Annotated in this window: 20 protein-coding genes; 16 read left to right on the forward strand and 4 right to left on the reverse strand. The window is 63.3% G+C overall.

The features are described 5' to 3' along the window. The first annotated feature begins 36 nt into the window (after positions 1-36). The 13 genes from can (at position 37) to ACXJKE_RS22660 (ending at position 13,180) form a co-directional block, all read left to right on the forward strand. A complete protein-coding gene (gene can / locus ACXJKE_RS22600) occupies positions 37-729 on the forward strand; it encodes a carbonate dehydratase (RefSeq protein WP_457282831.1) in 693 nt (230 codons plus the stop codon). 17 nt (positions 730-746) lie between these two features. Then, positions 747-2,624: a bifunctional isocitrate dehydrogenase kinase/phosphatase gene (gene aceK / locus ACXJKE_RS22605; protein ID WP_457282832.1), complete on the forward strand. Its 1,878-nt coding sequence runs from the start codon at positions 747-749 to the stop codon at positions 2,622-2,624. A gap of 69 nt (positions 2,625-2,693) precedes the next feature. Beyond that, positions 2,694-4,283, forward strand: a complete 1,590-nt coding sequence (locus tag ACXJKE_RS22610) for a serine hydrolase (protein WP_457282833.1) — start codon at positions 2,694-2,696, stop codon at positions 4,281-4,283. Positions 4,284-4,341: 58 nt separating this feature from the next. After that, positions 4,342-5,523 carry an acetyl-CoA C-acyltransferase gene (locus ACXJKE_RS22615; protein ID WP_457282834.1) on the forward strand — a complete coding sequence of 394 codons (1,182 nt, stop codon included), beginning with the start codon at positions 4,342-4,344 and terminating at the stop codon, positions 5,521-5,523. Continuing rightward, entirely contained in the window at positions 5,520-6,605 is a 1,086-nt protein-coding gene (locus ACXJKE_RS22620; RefSeq protein ID WP_457282835.1) for a DUF695 domain-containing protein, read from the forward strand. Before ACXJKE_RS22615 ends, ACXJKE_RS22620 begins: the two co-directional genes overlap by 4 nt. Positions 6,606-6,639: 34 nt before the next feature. After that, complete coding sequence (locus tag ACXJKE_RS22625) at positions 6,640-7,317, forward strand: SDR family oxidoreductase (protein WP_457282836.1); 678 nt, start codon at positions 6,640-6,642, stop codon at positions 7,315-7,317. A 26-nt stretch (positions 7,318-7,343) separates the two neighbouring features. Next, on the forward strand, positions 7,344-8,474 hold the full coding sequence (locus tag ACXJKE_RS22630; protein WP_457282837.1) for an acyl-CoA dehydrogenase family protein: 1,131 nt from the start codon (positions 7,344-7,346) through the stop codon (positions 8,472-8,474). Between the two features lie 10 nt (positions 8,475-8,484). After that, the gene (locus ACXJKE_RS22635) at positions 8,485-8,913 is read left to right on the forward strand and encodes a rhodanese-like domain-containing protein (protein WP_457282838.1); all 429 of its coding nucleotides are present in this window, start codon (positions 8,485-8,487) and stop codon (positions 8,911-8,913) included. A gap of 10 nt (positions 8,914-8,923) precedes the next feature. Continuing rightward, positions 8,924-9,340, forward strand: a complete 417-nt coding sequence (locus tag ACXJKE_RS22640) for a YchJ family protein (protein WP_457282839.1) — start codon at positions 8,924-8,926, stop codon at positions 9,338-9,340. An 86-nt stretch (positions 9,341-9,426) separates the two neighbouring features. After that, the gene (locus ACXJKE_RS22645) at positions 9,427-11,208 is read left to right on the forward strand and encodes a sensor domain-containing diguanylate cyclase (RefSeq protein WP_457282840.1); all 1,782 of its coding nucleotides are present in this window, start codon (positions 9,427-9,429) and stop codon (positions 11,206-11,208) included. 86 nt (positions 11,209-11,294) lie between these two features. Then, positions 11,295-11,591, forward strand: a complete 297-nt coding sequence (locus tag ACXJKE_RS22650) for a hypothetical protein (RefSeq protein WP_457282841.1) — start codon at positions 11,295-11,297, stop codon at positions 11,589-11,591. Positions 11,592-11,640: 49 nt separating this feature from the next. Then, positions 11,641-12,501: a metallophosphoesterase gene (locus ACXJKE_RS22655; RefSeq protein WP_457282842.1), complete on the forward strand. Its 861-nt coding sequence runs from the start codon at positions 11,641-11,643 to the stop codon at positions 12,499-12,501. A gap of 16 nt (positions 12,502-12,517) precedes the next feature. Beyond that, positions 12,518-13,180, forward strand: a complete 663-nt coding sequence (locus ACXJKE_RS22660) for an HAD family hydrolase (RefSeq protein ID WP_457282843.1) — start codon at positions 12,518-12,520, stop codon at positions 13,178-13,180. A 43-nt stretch (positions 13,181-13,223) separates the two neighbouring features. On the opposite strand, the gene ACXJKE_RS22665 is transcribed toward ACXJKE_RS22660, so the two are convergent. Continuing rightward, a complete protein-coding gene (locus tag ACXJKE_RS22665) occupies positions 13,224-14,168 on the reverse strand; it encodes a hypothetical protein (RefSeq protein WP_457282844.1) in 945 nt (314 codons plus the stop codon). Between the two features lie 54 nt (positions 14,169-14,222). On the opposite strand from ACXJKE_RS22665, the gene ACXJKE_RS22670 reads away from it, so the two are divergent. Together ACXJKE_RS22670 and ACXJKE_RS22675 are read left to right on the forward strand one after the other, a co-directional pair. Continuing rightward, positions 14,223-14,435: a hypothetical protein gene (locus tag ACXJKE_RS22670; RefSeq protein ID WP_457282845.1), complete on the forward strand. Its 213-nt coding sequence runs from the start codon at positions 14,223-14,225 to the stop codon at positions 14,433-14,435. Then, a complete protein-coding gene (locus tag ACXJKE_RS22675) occupies positions 14,432-14,809 on the forward strand; it encodes a YciI family protein (RefSeq protein ID WP_457282846.1) in 378 nt (125 codons plus the stop codon). The genes ACXJKE_RS22670 and ACXJKE_RS22675 overlap by 4 nt, the downstream gene beginning before the upstream one ends. Before the next feature lie 260 nt (positions 14,810-15,069). Here ACXJKE_RS22675 and ACXJKE_RS22680 read toward each other — a convergent pair whose 3' ends face one another. The 3 genes from ACXJKE_RS22680 to ACXJKE_RS22690 form a co-directional block, all read right to left on the reverse strand. Next, a complete protein-coding gene (locus ACXJKE_RS22680) occupies positions 15,070-17,013 on the reverse strand; it encodes a potassium transporter Kup (protein WP_457282847.1) in 1,944 nt (647 codons plus the stop codon). A 93-nt stretch (positions 17,014-17,106) separates the two neighbouring features. Further along, positions 17,107-17,793: a response regulator gene (locus tag ACXJKE_RS22685; RefSeq protein WP_457282848.1), complete on the reverse strand. Its 687-nt coding sequence runs from the start codon at positions 17,791-17,793 to the stop codon at positions 17,107-17,109. Continuing rightward, positions 17,790-19,316 (reverse strand): sensor histidine kinase, encoded by a 1,527-nt coding sequence (locus ACXJKE_RS22690; protein ID WP_457282849.1) that lies wholly within the window; start codon positions 19,314-19,316, stop codon positions 17,790-17,792. The genes ACXJKE_RS22685 and ACXJKE_RS22690 overlap by 4 nt, the downstream gene beginning before the upstream one ends. 342 nt (positions 19,317-19,658) lie before the next feature. Here ACXJKE_RS22690 and ACXJKE_RS22695 point away from each other — a divergent pair, with 342 nt between their 5' ends. Then, entirely contained in the window at positions 19,659-20,819 is a 1,161-nt protein-coding gene (locus ACXJKE_RS22695; protein WP_457282850.1) for an aminotransferase class V-fold PLP-dependent enzyme, read from the forward strand. Positions 20,820-20,895: the final 76 nt, after the last annotated feature.

A 20,895-nucleotide genomic window follows, 5' to 3' on the forward strand; every position in this document is an offset into this window, starting at 1 on the left:
CGGACGGCATCCCCGCGGGCAGGCGAAAATACGCCCATGACCACTTCGCTCCAAGACCTCTTCGCCCATAACCGCGCCTGGGCCGCGCAGATGGAAGCCGAGCGCCCAGGCTTCTTCACCAGCCTTGTCAAGCAGCAGACGCCCAGGTATATGTGGATAGGCTGCTCTGACAGCCGCGTGCCCGCCAACCAGATCACCGGCCTTGAGCCCGGCGAGGTGTTCGTTCACCGCAACGTCGCCAACATCGTCGTGCACTCCGACCTCAACGCGCTCTCGGCCATCCAGTTCGCCGTCGAGCGCCTCAAGGTCAAGGACATCATGGTGGTCGGTCACTACGGCTGCTCGGGCGTGCAGGCCGCGCTCGAAGGCGCGCGCATCGGCCTGGCCGACAACTGGCTTCGTCACATCCAGGACGTGCGCCACCGCCACCGCCAGCTCCTCGACAGCCTGCCCGAGGAAGTGCGTGCCAAAGCCCTGTGCGATATCAACGTCATCGAGCAGGTGGTCAATGTTTCCGTCAGTACGGTCATGGTTGATGCCTGGGCGCGCGGCCAGGAGGTCACCGTGCACGGCTGGGCCTTCGGCGTACATGACGGCCTGCTGCAGGACCTGCAGATGAGCGTGTCGGCGCCCGAGGAGCTCAACAAGTTCTACGGCAAGGCCATCGACCGTGTGTGGGACACCTGGAACGCCCGCGTCGGCGGCGGTGAACAGCAGCAGCTGGTCTGAACGGCGCAAAGCAAGCCATGTTCCCCCAGCGCCTGGACTCGAGCATTGCCTACGACATCGCCAAGGCGATGATGGACGGCTTCAACCGCCACTACCAACTGTTCCGAACCGAGTCCGCGCGCGCCAAGCACCGCTTTGAAACGGCAGACTGGCACGGCCAGCAGCGTGCCCAGCGCGAACGCATCGAGTTTTACGACTTGCGCGTGCGCGAGGCGTCCATGCGCCTGGAGCGCGAGTTCAAGGCCGGCGAGCAGCCCATGGACGTCTGGCAGCAGGTCAAACTCCATTACATCGGCCTGCTGGTCAACCACCACCAGCCCGAGCTGGCCGAAACGTTTTTCAATTCGGTCACCACCAAGATCCTGCACCGCAGCTACTTCCAGAACGACTTCATCTTCGTGCGGCCCGCCGTCAGCACCGAATACATCGAGAACGACGAGCTGGCTTCGCAGCCGACCTACCGCGCTTACTACCCCACGCGCGACAACATGCGCGAGGTGCTGCTGCAGCTGGTGCGCGACTTCGACCTGCGCCTGCCGTTTGACAACCTCGAGCGCGACGCGGGTTATGTGCTTGAAGCCATCAGCGGGCGGCTCACCGACGTCAAGCTGCGCGCCAACTTCCAGATCCAGGTGCTCACCAGCCTGTTTTTCCGCAACAAGGGCGCGTACGTCGTCGGCAAGATCATCAACGGCTTCAACGAAGTGCCGTTTGCGCTGCCGGTGCTGCACAACAAGGCCGGTAAATTGGTCATCGACGCCGCGCTGTTTGGTGAAGACGACCTGCTCATCCTGTTCAGCTTTGCTCGCGCCTACTTTATGGTCGACATGGGCATCCCATCGGCCTACGTGCAGTTTTTGCGCAGCATGATGCCGCACATGCCGCGCGCTGAAATCTACAACGCGCTGGGCCTGGCCAAGCAGGGCAAGACGCTTTTTTACCGCGACTTTCTGTACCACCTGCGGCATTCCACCGACAAGTTCCGCATCGCGCCCGGCATCAAGGGCATGGTCATGCTGGTGTTCGACTTGCCCTCGTTCCCCTACGTGTTCAAGGTCATCAAGGACTACTACCCGCCGCAAAAAGACACCACGCGCGAACAGATCAAGGGCAAGTACCTGCTGGTCAAGCAGCACGACCGTGTAGGCCGCATGGCCGACACACAGGAATACAGCGAAGTGGCCTTCCCGCGCGAGCGCTTTGATGATGAGCTGATCGCCGAGATCGAGAAATTCGCGCCCAGCCAGCTTGAAATCAGCGACCGCGACGGCGACGGTGCCACCGAAGTCATCATCAAGCACGTCTACATCGAGCGGCGCATGATCCCGCTCAACATCTATTTGCAGGAAGCCTTTGACGCCGGCGTGAAAGAGCCGGCAGCCCAGGATCAGATCGAGCGCGCCGTCGTCGAATACGGCAACGCCATCAAGGACCTGGTGGCCGCCAACATCTTCCCCGGCGACATGCTCTGGAAGAACTTCGGCATCACGCGCCACGGCAAGGTCGTGTTCTACGACTACGACGAAATCGAATACATCACCGACTGCAACTTCCGCAAGGTGCCCGCCGCGCGCAACGAGGAAGAAGAGATGAGCGGCGAGGTCTGGTATACCGTCGGCCCCAAGGACGTGTTCCCCGAGACTTTCGGCCCCTTCCTGCTCGGCAATGACGCGGTGCGCGAAGTCTTCATGAAGCACCATGGCGACCTGCTCGACGCCCATTTCTGGCAAAGCCACCAGGCACGCATCCAGGCCGGCCACGTGCACGACGTATTTCCTTATGAGCGCGAGAAACGCTTTGTCGCGCTGCACAGCCCCGGTGCTCCCCACGATGAAGTCCTCATGCAACTGCCGCCCGAGCCCGTGCTCACTGGCCTCAGCGGCCTGACGCCTTGAGGCGGCGGTGCACGGACAAGCGAATGGCGATGGATGCCTTTCAGACCCTGTGACCTGAAGGAGACGTTGATGATGTCCGGCCTCTTTTCCCCGCGCTTGTTGCCTCTGGCATGGCTCATGACTGTCGTTGCCGGCTCCCTGGTTGCACCCACCTACGCCCAGAGCCCGCCCGCGTCTGAGCAGATTTCCTACGCCATTGGCCAAATTGACGGCATGGCTGAGCAGTTGATGCGGCGCTCGGGGATTCCGGGTATGGCCGTGGCCGTGGTGGAGGGCGATCGCATCGTTTACGCCAAGGGTTTTGGTGTGCGTGCGGCCGGCTCCCCGGAGCCTGTCGATGCCGACACCGTTTTCCAGCTCGCTTCCATGTCCAAGCCGATTGGCGCCACGGTTGTCGCGCAGCAGGTCGGCGCCGAGAAGGTGAAGTGGGAAACACCCATGCGCAAGCACCTGCCCGGCTTTGCCCTGGGCAATGCCTACGTCAGCGAAAACATCACCATCGGCGACCTGTACGCGCACCGCTCCGGCTTGCCCGGCCATGCCGGCGACATGCTCGAAGAGCTCGGTTACCCGCAGCAGGACATCCTGCGCAGCTTCAGCCAGTTGCCGCTGACACCGTTTCGCGCTTCTTACGCCTATACCAACTACGGCATGACCGGCGCCGCGATGGCGGTCGCCGCGGCGGCCGGCACGGACTGGGCCAGCCTTTCGGAACAGGTGCTCTACAAGCCGCTGGGCATGGCATCAACCAGCTCGCGGTTTTCGGATTTCCTGGCCAGGTCGAACCGCGCGCCAGGCCATGTCAAGGAAAACGGCGTGTTTGTCATCGGTCCCGAGCGTGGCTACATCCCCGGCCGCCAGAACTGGTCCACGGGTTTCAACACCGACCGCCAGCAACCCTCCGGCGGCGTCAGTTCTTCGGCCAGGGATGTCGCGCGCTGGATGTCTTTTGTGCTGTCAGGGGGCATCGGCCCTGGCGGGCAACTGGTGCCGGCTGCTGCGTTGATGCCGGCCCTCACACCCAAGAACCTCACCCAGGAAGCCTCCGCGCCGGGCAAGCGTCCCGTGTTTTACGGCTATGGCTTCGCAATAAGCACCACCGAAGCCGGCCGCCCCGTGCTGAGCCACAACGGCGCATTTTCCTGGGGCGCGTCCACCAACTTCGCCGTCATGCCGTCGGCCAATCTGGGCATCGTGGTGCTCACCAATGCCTGGCCCACCGGTGTGGCCGAGGGGCTGGTGGCGCAGTTCTACGACCTGGTAGAGTTCCGCGCCGTGAAGAAGGATTGGTACGCCATTGCCGCCGCACAGATGGCCGAGGTCTTCACGCCGCAGGGCGAACTCGCGGGCAAGCCCCGCCCGGCGCAGCCCGCACCACCGTTGCAGGCCAACACGGGCACCTGGCGCAACGACTACCTCGGCCCGCTGCAGGTCGTGCGCACGGCGCAGGGTGCGCTTGAGCTGCGCATAGGTGCTGCGCCCCAGCTGGTCTTTCCCCTGCAGCATTGGGACGGCGACACCTATACCTTTGTGCCGCTCAACGACAGCGCGCCGCCGGGCTCGCTTTCCAAGGCCACGTTCAGCGGCAACCAGATCACCCTCGAGCACTACAACCAGCAAGGCCTGGGCACTTTCACACGCGTTGCGGCGCAGCCGTAAAGCCCGCCGCATTCCTTTAACTTTTTTTATCCCCCCCGTTTTTTTCAAGGAGAACCTCATGTCTGATTCCATCGCCATCCTCGGCGCAGCCCGCACCCCCATGGGCGGCTTCCAGGGCGACTTCGCCAGCCTGTCGGCCCACGACCTGGGCGGCTACGCCATCAAGGCCGCCATCGAGCGTTCCGGCATCGCGCCTGAAAAGGTCGACGAAGTGCTGTTCGGCAACTGTCTGATGGCCGGCCAGGGCCAGGCGCCTGCACGCCAGGCCGGTTTCAAGGGCGGGCTGCCTGCCAGCGTGGGTGCCGTCACGCTGTCCAAGATGTGCGGCTCCGGCATGGAAGCCACCATGCTCGCGCACGACCAGCTCATCGCAGGCAGCCGCGACGTGATGGTTTCCGGCGGCATGGAAAGCATGACCAACGCACCCCACCTGCTGCTCAAGGGCCGCAGCGGCATCCGCATCGGGCACGACCGCATTTATGACCACATGATGCTCGACGGCCTGGAAGACGCTTATGAACCCGGCCGCGCCATGGGCACCTTCGGCGAGCAGTGCGCCGACAAGTACAAGTTCACCCGCGAAGCGCAGGACGCTTTTGCCACCGCCAGCGTCAACCGCGCCAAGGCCGCCACCGAATCCGGTGCCTTCAAGGCCGAAATCACTCCCATCACCGTCAAGGGCCGCAGCGGCGAAACGGTGATCTCCATCGACGAAGGCCCGGGCAAGGTCAAGCTCGACAAGATACCCACGCTCAAACCGGCCTTCAAGAAAGACGGCACCATCACCGCCGCCTCCAGCTCGTCCATCAACGACGGCGCCGCCGCCCTGGTGCTGGCGCGCGAATCGACCGCCAAAGAACTGGGCGCCACGCCCATCGCGCGCATCCTCGGCCACGCCACGTTTGCGCAAGACCCTGAATGGTTCACCACCGCCCCTGTCGGCGCCGTCAACAAGCTGCTCAAGAAAATCGGCTGGAGCGCCAAAGACGTGGACCTGTGGGAAGTCAATGAAGCCTTCGCCGTGGTGCCCATGGCGGCCATGAAAGAGCTCGGCATCAGCCACGACATCGTCAACGTCAACGGTGGTGCCTGTGCGCTGGGCCATCCCATCGGCGCGTCCGGTGCCCGTATCCTGGTGACGCTGATCCACGCGCTCAAGGCCCGCGGCCTGAAGAAAGGCGTTGCCACCTTGTGCATCGGCGGCGGTGAGGGCACAGCCATGGCGATCGAGCTGGTATGACGCAAGAAGCACCACAAACGCTTTCACCCGCTGAGCTCGCCCAGCGCATTGATGCCTTCTGGCTGAAATTCCAGGAGGGCGAGGCGGAGCTTGTCCGCCAGCCGGTACGCGACCAGGTCGAGAACATCAATGAAGTTCTCGAGGAGTACCTGGAGGGGCTGGCGCTGGAAATGTCGGCTGACGACGGCGACCAGCAGGTCGAACTGATCGCCACCGCGCACGGCAGTACCGAAACCTTTCCGCTGCTGCTGGATTTCGTCAAGCGCGCGCCGCCGCTGAAGCACTACAGCCTCACCGCCTTTCGCGCCCGCACGGAGAGCCCCGACTTTCCCATGCGGATGGATAACTTTGAACTGGCAACCTCCGACGTGCTGATCGGCCACGTCGCCGATGAAGGGCAGGTGGGCATCGAAATCATGTTTGCGCGTGAACTGCCCAGCGACATGCAGGACCATGCGCGCAACATGACCTTCATCATGCTCGACCATGTGCTGGGCGAGTACGACTTCGCGGTCAAGGTGGGTTTTGTGGACTTCGTCGATGCGTTCTCGGACGAAGTGGCCGGCTCCACGACGCTCGACAAGTTCGGCGCTGTGCTCGACGCGTTCTGGACGAACGAACTGGGGCACACAGGCTTGTTCCCGAGCGGCGAACACCGGTGGTCTGTCATGACAGTCGTCTTTGGCAACGACGGGGACGGTGACGAAGAGGGTGACGAAGAAGACGACCAGGAGGGTGACAAGGCGATCGTGGCGGTCAACCAGAGCGCCAATGCGATTGCAGCGCGGCCTGACCTTGGTCACGCAATCGAGCTGCGCCTGCCCGTGGATGACCATGCGGCACTGGAGCGTGCCCGCGAAGTCCAGGAGCAGATTGCCACCCGCCTGGAGCTTCAGCATGCCGGCATCCTGTCCCACACCGTGGTCAGGAACGGCCGGCGCCTGGCCAACTATTACGTGGGCGACCTGCCTGCCGCACTCGGCGTGATTGACACCAGCTTGCGCGGCGCATCGTTCGCCGACGTTGAGCTGAGCAATGCGTTCGATCCGTCCTGGTCGAAGTATTTCAATTTTGCGGGCTAGGGCCTGCAAACACAGTGTTAACAGGCCCTAATCCATGAAAGTCCTCGTCATCGGTGCATCACGCGGCATAGGCCTTGAATTCGTCAGCCAGTACCTGGCCGACGGTGCCAACGTCATAGCCACCGCGCGCAACGACGAAGGCCTGCAGCGCCTCAAGGCCCTGGGTGCCAAGGCCTTGCGGCTGGACGTGACCCAGCCCGCCAGCATCAGCGGCCTGGCCTGGCTGCTGGACGGCGAAGAGATCGACATCGCCCTCTACGTGGCCGGCGTCTTTCCGCAGGGCGATGCACTCTCGCCGCCGACGCGTGAGGCGTTTGACCACACCCTGCACACCAATGTGCTGGGCGCCATGCAGGCCATTCCGCAGGTCGCGCCCATGGTCGAAGCCGCACGCGGAGGCAAGGGAGGCTGCTTTGCCTTCATCACCAGCGGCATGGGTTGCATTGGCGAGGTACCGTCCAGCAGCAGCTGGACCTACCGCGTCAGCAAGGCTGCGCTGAACATGGCCGTGGCGTCTGCCCAGCATGACTACCCGCGCGCCATCATGGTGGCCTTGTCGCCCGGCTGGGTTCAAACCGACATGGGCGGCCTGGACGCGCCGCTCACCACGGTTCAAAGTGTCTCGGCCATGCGCGCCACGCTGGCCGGGCTCAAGCCCGAGCACAAGGGCGCCTTTCTTGACTACGACGGCCGCCGCTTCAGCACATGGTGAGCCCTGCACTCCACTGAAAGATTTCGATGATTCTGACCCAAGACCAAACCATGATCCGCGACGCGGTGCGCGACTTTGCGCAGGCCGAGATCTGGCCCCACGCCGCGCGATGGGACAAAGAGCACCACTTCCCGGTCGAGGCGCACAAGGGCCTGGCCGCACTTGGCGCTTACGGCATCTGCGTGCCCGAAGAGTTCGGCGGCGCCAATCTGGACTACCTCACGCTCGCGCTGGTGCTCGAAGAAATCGCCGCCGGCGACGGCGGCACCAGCACCGCCATCAGCGTCACCAACTGCCCGGTCAATGCCATCCTCATGCGCTACGGCAATGCACAACAGAAAAAGCAGTGGCTGACAAAACTCGCGCAGGGCGAAATGCTCGGCGTCTTTTGCCTGACCGAGCCGCATGTGGGCAGCGATGCTTCCTCGCTGCGAACCACGGCAGTCAAAGACGGCGACGAATACGTGATCAATGGCGTCAAGCAGTTCATCACCAGCGGCAAGAACGGCCATGCGGCTATCGTGATTGCGGTCACCGACAAGGGCGCCGGCAAAAAGGGCATGAGCGCCTTCGTCGTGCCCACCAGCGCGCCGGGCTATGTCGTCGCGCGGCTTGAAGACAAACTGGGCCAGCACTCCAGCGACACCGCGCAAATCAATTTTGACAACTGCCGCATCCCGGCCGAGAACCTGATCGGCAACGAAGGCGAAGGCTACAAGATCGCGCTGGGTGCGCTCGAAGGCGGGCGCATCGGCATCGCCGCGCAAAGCGTGGGCATGGCGCGCAGCGCGTTTGAGTTCGCGCTCAGCTATGCCAAGGAGCGCCAGAGCTTCGGCACCGCCATATTCAACCACCAGGCAGTAGGCTTTCGCCTGGCCGACTGCGCCACGAAGATCGAAGCGGCCCGCCAGCTGATCTGGCACGCCGCCAGCCTGCGCGACGCCGGCCTGCCCTGCCTGAAAGAAGCCGCCATGGCCAAGCTCTTTGCCAGCGAAATGGCCGAAGAGGTTTGCAGCGCCGCCATCCAGACGCTGGGCGGCTACGGCTATGTGAGCGATTTCCCGATGGAGCGCATCTACCGCGATGTGCGGGTGTGCCAGATTTATGAAGGTACCTCAGACGTGCAAAAGATCATCATTAATCGGGCTCTGGCCTGAGGAGACTCTCATGCCGATTACCAAAGGATTCCGCGCACTGGTCGACGAGGCCATGGCGCAGGTCAAAACCTATTCCGTTGCAGAGGCCAGGTCAAAACTCGGCGACCCCAAGGTACAGATCGTCGACATCCGCGATGTGCGCGAGCTGGCAGCCGGCACTGTGGTGGACAGCTTTCACGCGCCGCGCGGCATGCTTGAATTCTGGGTAGACCCCGAGTCGCCATACCACAAGCCCCTGTTTGCCGACGAAGGCAAGGAGTTCATCCTCTTTTGCGGGGCAGGCTGGCGCAGCGCCCTGGCCACCAAGACCCTGCAGGACATGGGCATGCGCAATGTGGCCCACATCGACGGCGGTTATGCCGAATGGGTGAAGCAGGGCGCGCCCACCGAAACGCTGGAAGAGCGCAAGGCGCTCGCCAACAACAACGCCTGCGGCTGATGCGCGGGTGATGCCGAGCCCGTCACCCTCTCAGCCGTGCCCCTGCGGCCGCACCGGTCCGGCCAAAAAGCCGTTGCCGTTCGCAAATTGCTGTGGCCGCTACCTTGGTCACTTCGACACCGTGCCCGCGCCCGACGCCGAGTCCCTCATGCGTTCGCGCTACACCGCCTTTGTGGCCGGGCGTGCCGACTACCTGCTCGCTACCTGGCATACCAGCCAGCGCCCTGCATCGATTGAATTCGATCCCGGTGCGAAATGGCTGGGCCTCGAAGTGCGCAGCCATCGCCAGATTGATGACACCCGCGCCGAGGTCGAATTCGTCGCCCGCCAGAAAACCCCCGGCAGCCCGGCCGTGCGCCTGCACGAACGCAGCCGCTTTGTTCTCGAGTTAGGTCGTTGGTACTACGTCGACGGCGACCACCTGTGATGAGCTATAAAAGGTGCTTTAAGCCCTTAATTGACGGGTTCTGGTTGCTCCTGTATTAATAGCGTCTCGGGTGAAGAATGGATTTCATGAAAGAACAGCGCGCAACCCGTTCGGCTTCGTGGCGGCAGTGCAATCCGCTGCTCTGGACCGGTGTGTTGGGGCTGGTGTTTCTGCTCGGGCTGAATTCCCCGCCTGCCGCTGCCGGCAGTCCGGCGTCCTACCCCGCCCCGCTGCAGGTGCTTGAAGGCTTGCCCGCAAGCGCCACCGTTGCGCAGGTTGCGGCCATGGATGCCGCGCTCTTCAAGCCCCTGGTGAGCGGCAAGCGTTATGCGGTGAGTGCGGCCTCGCCGCTTTGGCTGCGCATGACGCTGGCGCCGGGGGGCGTGGTGAATGGCGCCGATTGGCTGCTGGAATTTCCCACCGTGATCGTGGATCGGTATGAGTTCTTCCAGCGCGATGCGGGCGGTGCATGGCGCATGGCTGTGGCCGGCGATTTTGTGGCGCATGTGCGGTGGCCTGTCGATTCGCTGCGGCCGCGTTTTCCGTTGCCGCAGCCCGGCGCGGACGCGCAGGACATTTTTGTCCGCGTGGTACACCGCTTGCCCGTCAATCTGAGTCCCGTGCTGGTAGGTACGGCAGAGGCGTCCCGGCGAGATGTGGTGCAGATGTTGTGGGTGGGCCTGCAGCTGGGGGTGATCATCACGCTGGTTCTCTTCTGCGCCCAGATGGCGCTGGCCTATCGCGACCGCACCTATGCCTGGTATGCCGGCTACCTTGTGTTTACCGTCATGGCCACCCTCTGCTACACCGGCGCGGCCCAGCGTTACCTGTGGCCCCACGCCACAACCTTTGCCAGCCACGCGATTGTGTTGTCTGTGATGGGCGCCCTGGCCTTCAACCTCCAGTTCACCCGGTCCATCTTCGGCGGGCTGCAGGGACGGAACTTTCACCGCATGGCGCGCGTGCTGGTTGCGCTGTGCCTCATGTACATGACGGCCAGCCCCTTCGTTGAGCAGTACGACCGCATGGTGCCGATGTTTCACGCCATCACACTCAGCGTTTTTGCCTTCACCATCACCTGCGCCTGGCGTGCCTGGCGGCGTGGTGTGGCCTTCGGCGGCTACTGGCTGCTGGTGTACCTGCCCTACCTTGTTTGCGTGGCCCTCGCCCTTGCCGAAAGCTCGGGGCTTATCAACGCGCCCTGGTTGCCCGGCGAAACTCCGGTCGCCGCTGCCCTGGTGGAGGTGGTGGTCATGATGCTGTGCATCAACGCCTGGAGCCGTCTGCGCCACGCCGATACAGTGCGCGAGCAGGCGGCCAAAGAGCACGATCCGCTCACCGGTTTCCTTAACAGGAAAACCTTTCGCGACCGCGCGGCCCGCATCTGGAACGCCGCGCCAGAGCTGAAGCGTGACCTGGCCATCATCTATGTTTCTGTGGAGCCGGCCGACCCGGACGGGCTGAACATCATTGAGGCCGAAGAACTGCTGGCCCGCAGCGTGCGGCTGGTACGCACCATCACGCGCGACTTCGACACCGTGGGGCGGCTTGGCCGCAACATGCTGGGCATTGTGATGGAGGGTGTGATGCCGGGTGAAGCGTTCAGGGCCCGCCTGTCCCGGCTGGTGGCCCTGGGGCTGATGCGTGATGCCGACGACCCCACCTCCATGGCGCTGCGGTTCACCGTGGCGGTGGGTAGCCGCCGTAGCGAGGTCGGAGACTTTGCGGCGCTCGACGCAGCGTTGCAGGGCCTGATGGTGGAGGATGACCAGGCCCAGCGCGCGATCCGTTTCCTGAGTCCGCCCGAAGCCGATGGCGACTCCATTCCCGTGCGCCGTTTCGGCTCCACCCCTGGCCAGTTGCAATGAACCGCCCGCCAGGAGCTCCGGCCCCGTTCGCACGGCAGGCCGTTGGTACCATGTGAGCGGTAGCCTTAACTGGGCGGGGAGCACCAATGTTCAATCAAACCGTGCGCGGCATGTATTGCCTGCGCTGCAGCAGCCGCAAGGTGGTACGCGGAAATTTCGAAGCGGAGCGGTTCTATCCCTTGCGTGGCTTGCTGCGCTCGCTTGTCGGCAAGCCGGTGCTTTTGCAAAACCAGCATTCACATGCCTGCATGGACTGCGGCCTGGCCTGGAACGAAGTCGATGCCACCGAGCTGCGCAAAAACCTCCGCGCTTACGGCCTGGCGCCACACAGCACCGGCGTGATGGAGGCCGTGAACGAAGCGGGTGTTGATGTCCGTTTATGAGCGCCGGGTAAAACTGCAAAGATCTTGCTGGGCCTGCGTTCTGATTCCGGTGGTTTTGCTGCTGGGCACATGGGTCGTCATCATCGAACCACGCTGGATCGCCCACCGCGAGATCAGCGAGACCGTTCCGGACTGGAAAGGGCCACCCGGCCTGAAAGTGGCCATTGCTTCAGACTGGCACTTCACCAAACGCCCGCTTTGGCGCGTCATGACGGTGGAGCGTGCGCGTGACATCGTGGCGCAGATCAATGCCGCCCAACCCGACGTGGTGCTGTTGCCCGGCGACTTCATTGCCGACCGCGACTACAAGCCCGACACCGCCGCCACACCCGAGGACGAGATCGCCCAGGTACTGGGCGGGCTGAAAGCCCGGCTGGGTGTCTATGCGGTCATGGGTAATCACGACTGGTGGCACGACGGCGAAAAATTCACCGCGGCATTCACCCGCGCGGGCATCACGGTGCTCGAGAACGACGCCGTGCCTTTACCCCTGCCCTTACCCGTGCCACCTGGGGCATCCGGAACGCCCGTCTGGGTGGTCGGCGTGGGCGACGACTACACCGGCCACTCCCAGCCGGTCAAGGCGATGAGCAAGGTGCCCAAGGGCGCGCAGGCGCTGGTCTTCATGCACGAGCCGGCCAGCCTGTTTGACTTGCCGCCGGTGCGCGGCCTGATCGTGGCCGCCCACACCCACGGCGGCCAGGTCAGCATTCCCTTCTACGGCCCGCCCGTGGTGCCCGGCGCCGGCCCGCGCGACTGGGCCTACGGCTGGGTCGGGCACGAAGACAATCGCATGTACATCACCAGCGGCCTGGGCGTCAGCATTTTGCCGGTGCGATTTAACATGAGGCCTGAGTGGGTGATGTTCACCCTCAACGCCGCCAACGGCAAGCCCAAGGCGACCCCCTGAAAAAGAAAGCTGACAGATGAAGTTCGATGCCGTGTTATTTGACTGTGATGGCGTGCTGGTCGACAGCGAGCCGCTGACCAACGGCGTGCTCCGCGACATGCTGGAAGAGCTCGGCTGGAAGCTCGGCTCGGCCGAATGCATGGCCATGTTTGTCGGCAAGGCCGTCAAGGACGAAGCCGCCACCATCGAAGCCCACACCGGCAAGCCGCTGACCGAAGCGTGGATGCTGGAGTTTCGCGCCCGCCGCAACGAGGCACTGGTCGAGTCTCTGCTGGCTGTGCATGGCGCGGTGGAGGCCGTCAGCCAGATCCACACGGCCTATCAGGGCCGCATCGCCTGCGCGTCCGGCGCCGACCGCTTCAAGGTCGAGCTGCAGCTGGAAAAGTGCGGCCTGATGCCTTTCTTTGAGGGCAACATCTTCAGCGGGCACGAGCTGCCGCGCTCCAAGCCCTTCCCCGATGTGTACCTGGCCGCCGCCGCCGCGCTGGGGGTAGACCCGAAGCGCTGCGCCGTGGTCGAAGACACTGTCACCGGCGTCACGGCCGGCGTGGCGGCCGGCTGCACGGTGTTTGGCTACAGCCCGCCCGAGCTGGGCCACGACGCGCCCGCAGCCCTGCGCGCCGCCGGTGCGGTGCATGTGTTCACCGCTATGGCCGACCTGCCGGCGTTGCTGAGCTGAAGCGACCGGGTGATGTCAGATCTTTGATGGGCTGATCTGCCAGTCAGGGCGGTTTGATGAGATCGTCAATGGCCTGCCGGTACTCGGCGATCATCGGTGTTTTCATGGCCTCGCTTCTCGTGATTCTGAGCGGATCTGGACTCGGCGGCGTGTTGACGTACCGGTACATCAAGGTCTGCTTTTCACCCAAGGTCATGACGTGCTTTTCTGTCGCCTTGACCTTGGCCAGATCAAAAATAGTTGTCGACAGCAGGTTGTGAAAAACGATGGATCTGGGGGCTTTCTCCCATGAGATGGGTTTGAATTCTCGACCATCCAATGTCGCAAGCCGATGTCCCATTGTGTTGTAACTGCTGCCCCAATTTTCTTTAGGCAGTGCTTGGTTCAAGCTGTCATCCAGTCCGGCCAGGACGAGATACCAGATTCCATCAAACCGGTTCAGGTAGATCGGCTGAAACTGAGTGATAACGGACACCTTGGGTTCACCCGCCGCCGGTTCAAAACTGAGTTCGGTACTCTGCAGGCGTGCATCCTTGAATTCGTGCAGCCGCCAGCCGGTGCGCTCATAGGTTCTGCGTGTTTCCACGACCTTCAGCTCACCATTGCCCAGCCGGATTTCTTCGCGCCATGCCAGGTCGAAGAATTGGGAGTAGAGCCCGTTCGTGGCAGTAAAAATCGCTGCTATGCCTAACGCAATAGTGACTCCTGTAAAAATGAATTGCGGCCCCGAAGGGGACCTCTGCTGTGGCTGAAAGCCGTAGTTAAGCCACTCCAGCACGTTCTTGAAGAACCACGCAAATACGAAAAATCCAGCCACCAGGCTGGGGATTCCCGTGAAGTAGGGTGAGACCACAAGAATCTCATCACCCCAGATGACAGTGGGTGCAAGATTGATGAGCAGGAAGCACGCGATGCCAATCCCTGCCGCGGTCAGGCCGCTCGACGCCACAAAAAGGACCTTGAAGAAATATCTGGATAACGAGTTCATAAGATGGGAAACCGCTTTTACTCATCGCCATGGATGCATTCCACATTGGCATCAATGTGCCTGATTGTCTACGGGCTGTCATCGCTGCGCGGGGTATGGGCTACCGCGCCAGCTGTGCTGGGGCTGCCGCCTTCCAACATGCGCCATGATGCGACCATGGCCGAATCTGGCATAAAGCCGGAATTTTCCGTGGCCAGCCTGTCGATTCCGGTCGAAGCCATTCGTCGTAGAGGTGTCAGCAACTACTTTTTGAAGGAAACACCGTGAAATACCTTTGCCTCGCCTATTACAACCCCGCCGAATTCGCCGCCATGCCGCCCGCCGACATGCAGGCCCTGGTCAGCCAGTGCCCGCCCAAGGACGCCCAGCTCAAGGCCACCGGCCAGCTGCGCGTCAGCGCCTCGCTGGGCGAGCCCGCCATCCGCCTGCAGCCGCGCGGCAGCAAGACGCAGAAAATTGACGGCCCGTTCACCGAAGCCAAGGAGCTGGTGGGCGGCTTTTTCATCATCGACGCTGCCAACCCGGACGAAGCCGTGAAAACCGCCTCGCTGCATCCCGCGGCCACGCTGGGCGAGCAGGCCGGCTGGCGCATCGACATGCACCCCATCGATTTCTTTGAGCAGTACGACGGCAAGGCCTGACGCGGCTGGGCGGGCGTCTGACCGGCCTTTTTGGGCCATTTTCAGGCGCAAAAAAGGCCTCTGACCCAATAATAACGGGCGCAAGCAGCTATTGTTTTGATAGCGTTTCCGTGTGAGCTGAAAACTGGCCTGAGTGCTTTTTGAGCACAAGAAAGTGCCAAAAACAGGCGTTTTCAGGCATTAAAAGTGCCTGCAGCCCAATGGGAGTCTGCGCAACCAGCTATCAATTTGATAGTAACTTCGCGCACTTGCCGGCTCCCTCAAATCTGCACCCGCGTCCCCAGCTCAATCACGCAGTTGTTGGGCAGCTTGAAAAACCCCGCCACGCTGCCTGCGTTGCGCGACATCAGGGCGAACAGCGCCTCGCGCCAGTGCACCATGCCCGAGCCGCGCGTGGGCACCACGATTTCGCGGCTTAAAAAGTACGAGGTCTCGAACAGGTTGATGGGCAGGCCCTGGGCCTTGCACAGCTCCAGCGCTTTCGGAATGTCGGGCGTGTTCTTGAAGCCGTAGTTCACCTCTACCCGCCAGAAACCCGGTGCCAGCGGCTGCACCTGCACGCGCTCGGTAAACGGTATCCACGGCACTTCATGAAACACCACCGTCAGGATCAGGTTGCGTTCATGCAGCACCTGGTTGTGCTTGAGGTTGTGCATCAGCGCCTGCGGCACCGTGTCGGGGTTGGCCACCGCATACACCGCAGTGCGCTGTACCCGGTTCACACTGTCGGCCGACAGCGCCGTCACAAAGGGCAACAGCTCCGGGTCGTCGTGGCGGATGCTTTCTACCAGCAGCTCGCGTCCGCGCCGCCACGTCGCCATCACGGTGAAGATCGCGACACCCATCACCAGCGGAAACCAGCCGCCCTGCATGAACTTCAGCATGCACGACACCACCAGCAAAAGGTCCAGCGCCACAAAGACGGCGGTGGCGGCAATCGCCAGCGGCAAGGGGTAGCGCCAGCCCTGGCGTATGACAAAGAAAGTCAGCAAGGTGGTGATCAGCATGGTGATCGTCACTGCAATGCCGTAGGCTGCCGCCATCGCAGACGAGCTGCCAAAGCCGAGCACCGTGGCCAGCACGGCCGCCAGCAGCAGCCAGTTCACGCCCGGCATGTAGATTTGACCGGCCTCGCGCGCCGAGGTGTGCAGCACGCTCATGCGCGGCAGCAGGCCCAGCTGTATGGCCTGCCGCGTCATCGAATAAGCACCCGAGATGACGGCCTGCGATGCAATCACCGTAGCCAGCGTAGCCAGCACCACGGCCGGAATCAGCCACGCTTCGGCAAACATGCGATAGAAAGGGTTTTCCAGCGCAGCCGGGTCGCGCATTAGCAGCGCACCCTGGCCCATGTAGTTGATGGCCAGCGCCGGCAGCACCAGGCCGCCCCAGGCAAACTGGATGGGCCGCTTGCCGAAGTGGCCCATGTCGGCATACAGTGCCTCCGCGCCGGTAAAGGCCAGCACGATGGCGCCCACCGCCACAAACATGTGCCAGCCCTGTGCGCTCAAAAAGCGAATGGCGTTCAGCGGGTTCAGCGCGGCCAGTATGCCGGGCTGCTGCACAATCTCAATCGCGCCGGTAAAGGCCAGCACGCCAAACCACAGCACGATGACTGGTCCAAACAGCTTGCCGACCAGGCCCGTGCCAAAACGCTGCACCGCAAACAGCCCCACCAGCACCGCCATGCACACCGGCAGCACATAGGGCTTGAGCGCGGGCGTCACCACCTCCAGCCCTTCAACCGCGCTGAGCACCGAGATCGCCGGCGTGATGACGCTGTCACCGTAAAACAGCGCCGCGCCCAGCACGCCCGTCAGCAGCAGCGCCGTGCGCGCTTTCGGGTTGTGCCCGGCCGCCTTGGCCGCCAGCGCGGTCAGCGCCATGATGCCGCCTTCGCCATTGTTGTCGGCCCGCAAGATCAGCAGGATGTATTTGAGCGTGACGATCATCATCAGGCCCCAGAAAATCACCGACACCGCGCCTATGAGGTGAGGCGCATCCAGCGGCACGCCCGTGGCGGGGCTGAAGATTTCCTTCATGGTGTAGAGCGGGCTGGTGCCAATGTCGCCGTACACCACGCCCAGCGCGCCCAGCGTCAGCGCCGCCACGCCTTCGCGGTGGCCCTTTTTACGCGTGTTGTTGTTGGCGGCTGTGGCCTGGCCCTCTGCAGCAGCATTCGCAGTCGTTGCGACATTTCCCATACATTCCATCCCTCAGTGAAGAAGCCCTCACTGTCAGCCGGCAGGCATCAGGAACGCATAAGTGCGCGTAAGGAAATCGCCGTTCAGGCTGTATCAGTCCACCGCCAGCCGGTAACCCACGCCGGTTTCGGTCAGTAAATGCCGGGGCTCGGCTGGTTCCTGCTCAATCTTGGCGCGCAGCTGCGCCATGTAGAGGCGCAGGTAATGCACGTGCTCGGTGTATTCGGGCCCCCACACGTCGGCCAGCAGCTGCCGGTGCGTCACCACGCGGCCCGCGCTGCGCACCAGCCGCGCCAGCAGCTTGAACTCGGTGGGCGTCAGGTGCAGCGTTTCGCCGTGCAGCTGCGCGGTGTGCAGCGTCAGGTCCACACGCAAACCATCAAGTTCATGCACCGTTACGGCCGCGGCCAGGGCCGTGCCGCGGTGGCGCAGCGCCACGCGTATGCGCGCCAGCAGCTCGCTCACGCTGAAGGGCTTGGTCAGGTAGTCGTCGGCGCCCGCGTCCAGCAGCTTGATTTTTTGCGCTTCCTGGTGCCGGGCCGACACCACCAGTATCGGCAGTGAATGCTTGCGCCGCACTTCCTGCACCAGCTCTGCGCCGTCACCGTCGGGCAGGCCCAGGTCCAGCACAATCACGTCGGGCGGGTCGTTGCGCACCAGCGCCGCGGCTTCGCTCAGCGACACGGCCGTCTGCACCTCAAATCCTTCCACCGAGAGCGAGGCGCGCATCAGCTCGCGCAGGTCGCGGTCGTCTTCCACCACCAGAAGGCGCAGGCTCATGGCTGCATCCCGGCGGGTTGCTGCGCCTCTATGGGCAGCGTCAGGGTAAAGACATTGCCTTCACCTGGTTCGCCAACATCACGGCGCGACGATAAAGTGAGCCGGCCCTGGTGCGCCTCTGCAATGGCACGGCACAGCGCCAGTCCCAGGCCCGCGCCGCGCGGGCCGGATTGGTCACCGCGTGCATAGGGCGCAAAGATGGCCTCGTACTTGTCTTTTGCGATTTGCGGACCGCTGTCCTTCACGGTCAGCCGCAAGATGTTGCCTTCGCTTCCCTTGTCTTCGCCCACTGTCAACTCAATCGCGCCCGTGCTGTATTTGAGCGCGTTGTCCAGCAGGTTGTCGACCAGCTGCGCCAGCAGCACCGGGTCGGCCTTGATCAGAGGCAGCCCGGCCTGCACGGCCGAGGTGATGCGGCGCTGCGTATCGCGCTTGCGCACGCGCGCCAGCACGGTGCCGACAATTTCCTCCGGCGACTCCCATTGCCGCGCCGGCGGCTGCGCGGTGTTAGAGAGTTGCACCAGCTGCAGCGTGTTCTCCGTCACGGTCGATAAATAAGAGGCCTCACTCACAATGCTGCCCAGCAGCCGCGCCTGCTCGGCCGGGGCCAGCTTGTCGCCCTGCGTTTGCAGCGCTGATGCCGCGCCCACCACGGTTGCCAACGGCGTGCGCAGGTCATGCGAAATGGCCGCCAGAAAAGTGCTTTGCACCTGCTGGCGTTGCGCCTCGCCCTGCGCCGCCTGCATCGACTGGCTGAGCTGCAGCCGCCACAGCGCCTGCCCCAGCAGCGCGCACAGCGCCTCGGCATGTTCACGCCCGCCGGTGTCGTGTGCCGGCGCGGGCTCTACCCGGGCCGCGCCGTGCATCTGCGTCTTGTCGCCCAGCGGCAGGTACCAGGCGTTCAGCCCCGGCCAGCGCCCGGTGCCGGGCCCCAGCGTGGCCGCTTCGCGCATGCAGCACTTCATGCCGTCCAGCACTGAGGGCTCGAGCACGGCGGCGTTCGAGAGTTCGCCGCCGGCTTGCCGTGTGCCCAGCAGGCAGGGGCCTTCAAAGGCCTCGTCCAGCGCCGCCTGGCCCAGTGCCGCAATTTCTTCAGCGTTTGCTGCAGCTGCCAGCTGCGTGGCCAGGCCCTGCAGCTGGCGCGCCCGCTCTTCGTTCAGGCGGGCCACGGCCGTTTCGCGCCGCAGCCGCGCAGACAGGTGGCTGATGGCCAGCGCCACCAGCAGCATGCTGAAAATCGCAATCAGGTGATCCCGGCTCTCCACCTCAAAGGTAAAACGCGGCGGCACAAAAAAGTAGTTCAGCGCCGTCACGGCCACCAGCGCCGAGGCCACAGATTCCTTCCAGCCCATGGTGTAAGACACCACCACCACAACCAGCACATACAGCATGGCCTGGCTGGCAATCGTGACTTGCCTGTCTAGCAGCAGCCCGCCGCCGGTGGCCGCGGCCAGCAGCACGGCCACGATGGCCCAGTGGCGCAAACTTGTGCCGGTGGCGGGTGTGGGTTCAGCAGCTTTCATCATCAGAAGCCCAGCGTACCATCGGCCGCATCAGGATTGCATCAGGAAGGGCTGGCGGGGTGTGGCGGCGGGTGTGGTGCACCGCAAGGCGCCCAAACCGCCCAAATTCTTGATTTGTATCAACTTTTGCCTATAAAAAGTGCCTGCAGCCCAATAAGAATCTGCGCGAGCCGCTATGAAATAAATAGCAGACGGTGCCCCCGGAGCGCCCGCCGCACAGCCTTCCCACGCCGCTCCCACACCCTGGGGCCTCCAGCCACCACGCATAACCCCACTGCCAAGATCGCCTCATCCTGTTAAGCTGGCTGCCCGACTTTTAATAACGATTTGAGAGACAACACCATGCCCGGACTCATCCCCAACGTTGACCCTGACGGCCTGCTCGAGTTTTCGGTGGTCTACACCGACCGCGCGCTCAACCACATGTCAAAAAGCTTCCAGGGCGTGATGAGCGACATCTCGCGCATCCTCAAAGACGTGTACAAGGCGCACGCCGTGGCCCTGGTGCCCGGCAGCGGCACCTACGGCATGGAAGCCGTGGCCCGCCAGTTTGCGGGAGGCAAGCATGTCATGGTCATTCGCAACGGCTGGTTCAGCTACCGCTGGACGCAAATCTTCGACATGGGCCACATCCCCGCGTCGCACACCGTGCTCAAGGCCAGGCAGACCGGCCCCGGCGCGCAAGCCCCCTGGGCGCCCGCACCCATCGCGGATGTGGTGGCTGCCATCGCCAAAGAAAAGCCCGCGCTCGTTTTTGCGCCGCACGTAGAAACCGCCTCCGGCATGATCCTGCCCGACAGCTACCTGCAGGCCGTGGCCGCGGCGGTGCATGCCGTCGGCGGCCTCTTTGTGCTCGACTGCATTGCCTCCGGCGCCATGTGGGTCGACATGAAGGCCACCGGCGTTGACCTGCTCATCTCTGCCCCGCAAAAAGGCTGGAGCAGCTCACCCTGCTGCGCCATGGTCATGCTCAGCGAGCGCGCCCGCGCCGCCATTGACAGCACCGCCAGCTCCAGCTTTGCCTGCGACCTGAAGAAGTGGATGCAGATCATGGAAACGTATGAAAACGGCGGCCATGCCTACCACGCCACCTTGCCCACAGACGCCCTCACGCGCCTGCGCGCCGCCATGAAAGAAACGCAAGACTACGGCTTTGCCAAAGTCAAAGCCGAGCAGGAAGCCCTGGGTAGCAAGGTCCGCAAACTGTTTGAAAGCCGCGGCCTGCCCAGCGTGGCCGCCGAAGGCTTCAAGGCCCCGGGCGTGGTCGTCAGCTACACCACAGACCCCGACATCCAGTCGGGCAAAAAATTCCTTGCGCAAGGTTTGCAAACCGCCGCCGGCGTGCCGCTGCAGTGCGACGAGACCGCAGACTTCAAGACCTTCCGCGTTGGCCTGTTTGGCCTCGAGAAATGGCACCAGTCTGACCGCACCGTCGGCCAGCTCGCCGCCGCACTCGACCAGATCGGCCTGACCGAGAAGGCGCGCCAGGCTGTCGCGGCCTGAGCGGCTGTTTCTCATCGGGAGCTTCGGCTCCCTTTTTTATGTCCGCTTTCCGTTTTAATCCATCCCTTTATCTATT

Source organism: Polaromonas sp. P5_D5, from assembly GCF_054049435.1.

Bases quoted from the DNA above. Each gene is read 5' to 3' on its own strand.
- ACXJKE_RS22620 (WP_457282835.1), top strand. From the start codon at position 5,520: ATGACGCAAGAAGCACCACAAACGCTTTCACCCGCTGAGCTCGCCCAG.
- ACXJKE_RS22650 (WP_457282841.1), top strand. From the start codon at position 11,295: ATGTTCAATCAAACCGTGCGCGGCATGTATTGCCTGCGCTGCAGCAGC.
- ACXJKE_RS22630 (WP_457282837.1), top strand. From the start codon at position 7,344: ATGATTCTGACCCAAGACCAAACCATGATCCGCGACGCGGTGCGCGAC.
- ACXJKE_RS22615 (WP_457282834.1), top strand. From the start codon at position 4,342: ATGTCTGATTCCATCGCCATCCTCGGCGCAGCCCGCACCCCCATGGGC.
- ACXJKE_RS22685 (WP_457282848.1), bottom strand. From the start codon at position 17,793: ATGAGCCTGCGCCTTCTGGTGGTGGAAGACGACCGCGACCTGCGCGAG.
- ACXJKE_RS22670 (WP_457282845.1), top strand. From the start codon at position 14,223: ATGTGCCTGATTGTCTACGGGCTGTCATCGCTGCGCGGGGTATGGGCT.
- ACXJKE_RS22610 (WP_457282833.1), top strand. From the start codon at position 2,694: ATGATGTCCGGCCTCTTTTCCCCGCGCTTGTTGCCTCTGGCATGGCTC.
- ACXJKE_RS22635 (WP_457282838.1), top strand. From the start codon at position 8,485: ATGCCGATTACCAAAGGATTCCGCGCACTGGTCGACGAGGCCATGGCG.
- ACXJKE_RS22665 (WP_457282844.1), bottom strand. From the start codon at position 14,168: ATGAACTCGTTATCCAGATATTTCTTCAAGGTCCTTTTTGTGGCGTCG.
- ACXJKE_RS22680 (WP_457282847.1), bottom strand. From the start codon at position 17,013: ATGGGAAATGTCGCAACGACTGCGAATGCTGCTGCAGAGGGCCAGGCC.
- ACXJKE_RS22690 (WP_457282849.1), bottom strand. From the start codon at position 19,316: ATGAAAGCTGCTGAACCCACACCCGCCACCGGCACAAGTTTGCGCCAC.
- ACXJKE_RS22660 (WP_457282843.1), top strand. From the start codon at position 12,518: ATGAAGTTCGATGCCGTGTTATTTGACTGTGATGGCGTGCTGGTCGAC.
- aceK (WP_457282832.1), top strand. From the start codon at position 747: ATGTTCCCCCAGCGCCTGGACTCGAGCATTGCCTACGACATCGCCAAG.
- ACXJKE_RS22695 (WP_457282850.1), top strand. From the start codon at position 19,659: ATGCCCGGACTCATCCCCAACGTTGACCCTGACGGCCTGCTCGAGTTT.
- ACXJKE_RS22640 (WP_457282839.1), top strand. From the start codon at position 8,924: ATGCCGAGCCCGTCACCCTCTCAGCCGTGCCCCTGCGGCCGCACCGGT.
- ACXJKE_RS22645 (WP_457282840.1), top strand. From the start codon at position 9,427: ATGAAAGAACAGCGCGCAACCCGTTCGGCTTCGTGGCGGCAGTGCAAT.
- can (WP_457282831.1), top strand. From the start codon at position 37: ATGACCACTTCGCTCCAAGACCTCTTCGCCCATAACCGCGCCTGGGCC.
- ACXJKE_RS22625 (WP_457282836.1), top strand. From the start codon at position 6,640: ATGAAAGTCCTCGTCATCGGTGCATCACGCGGCATAGGCCTTGAATTC.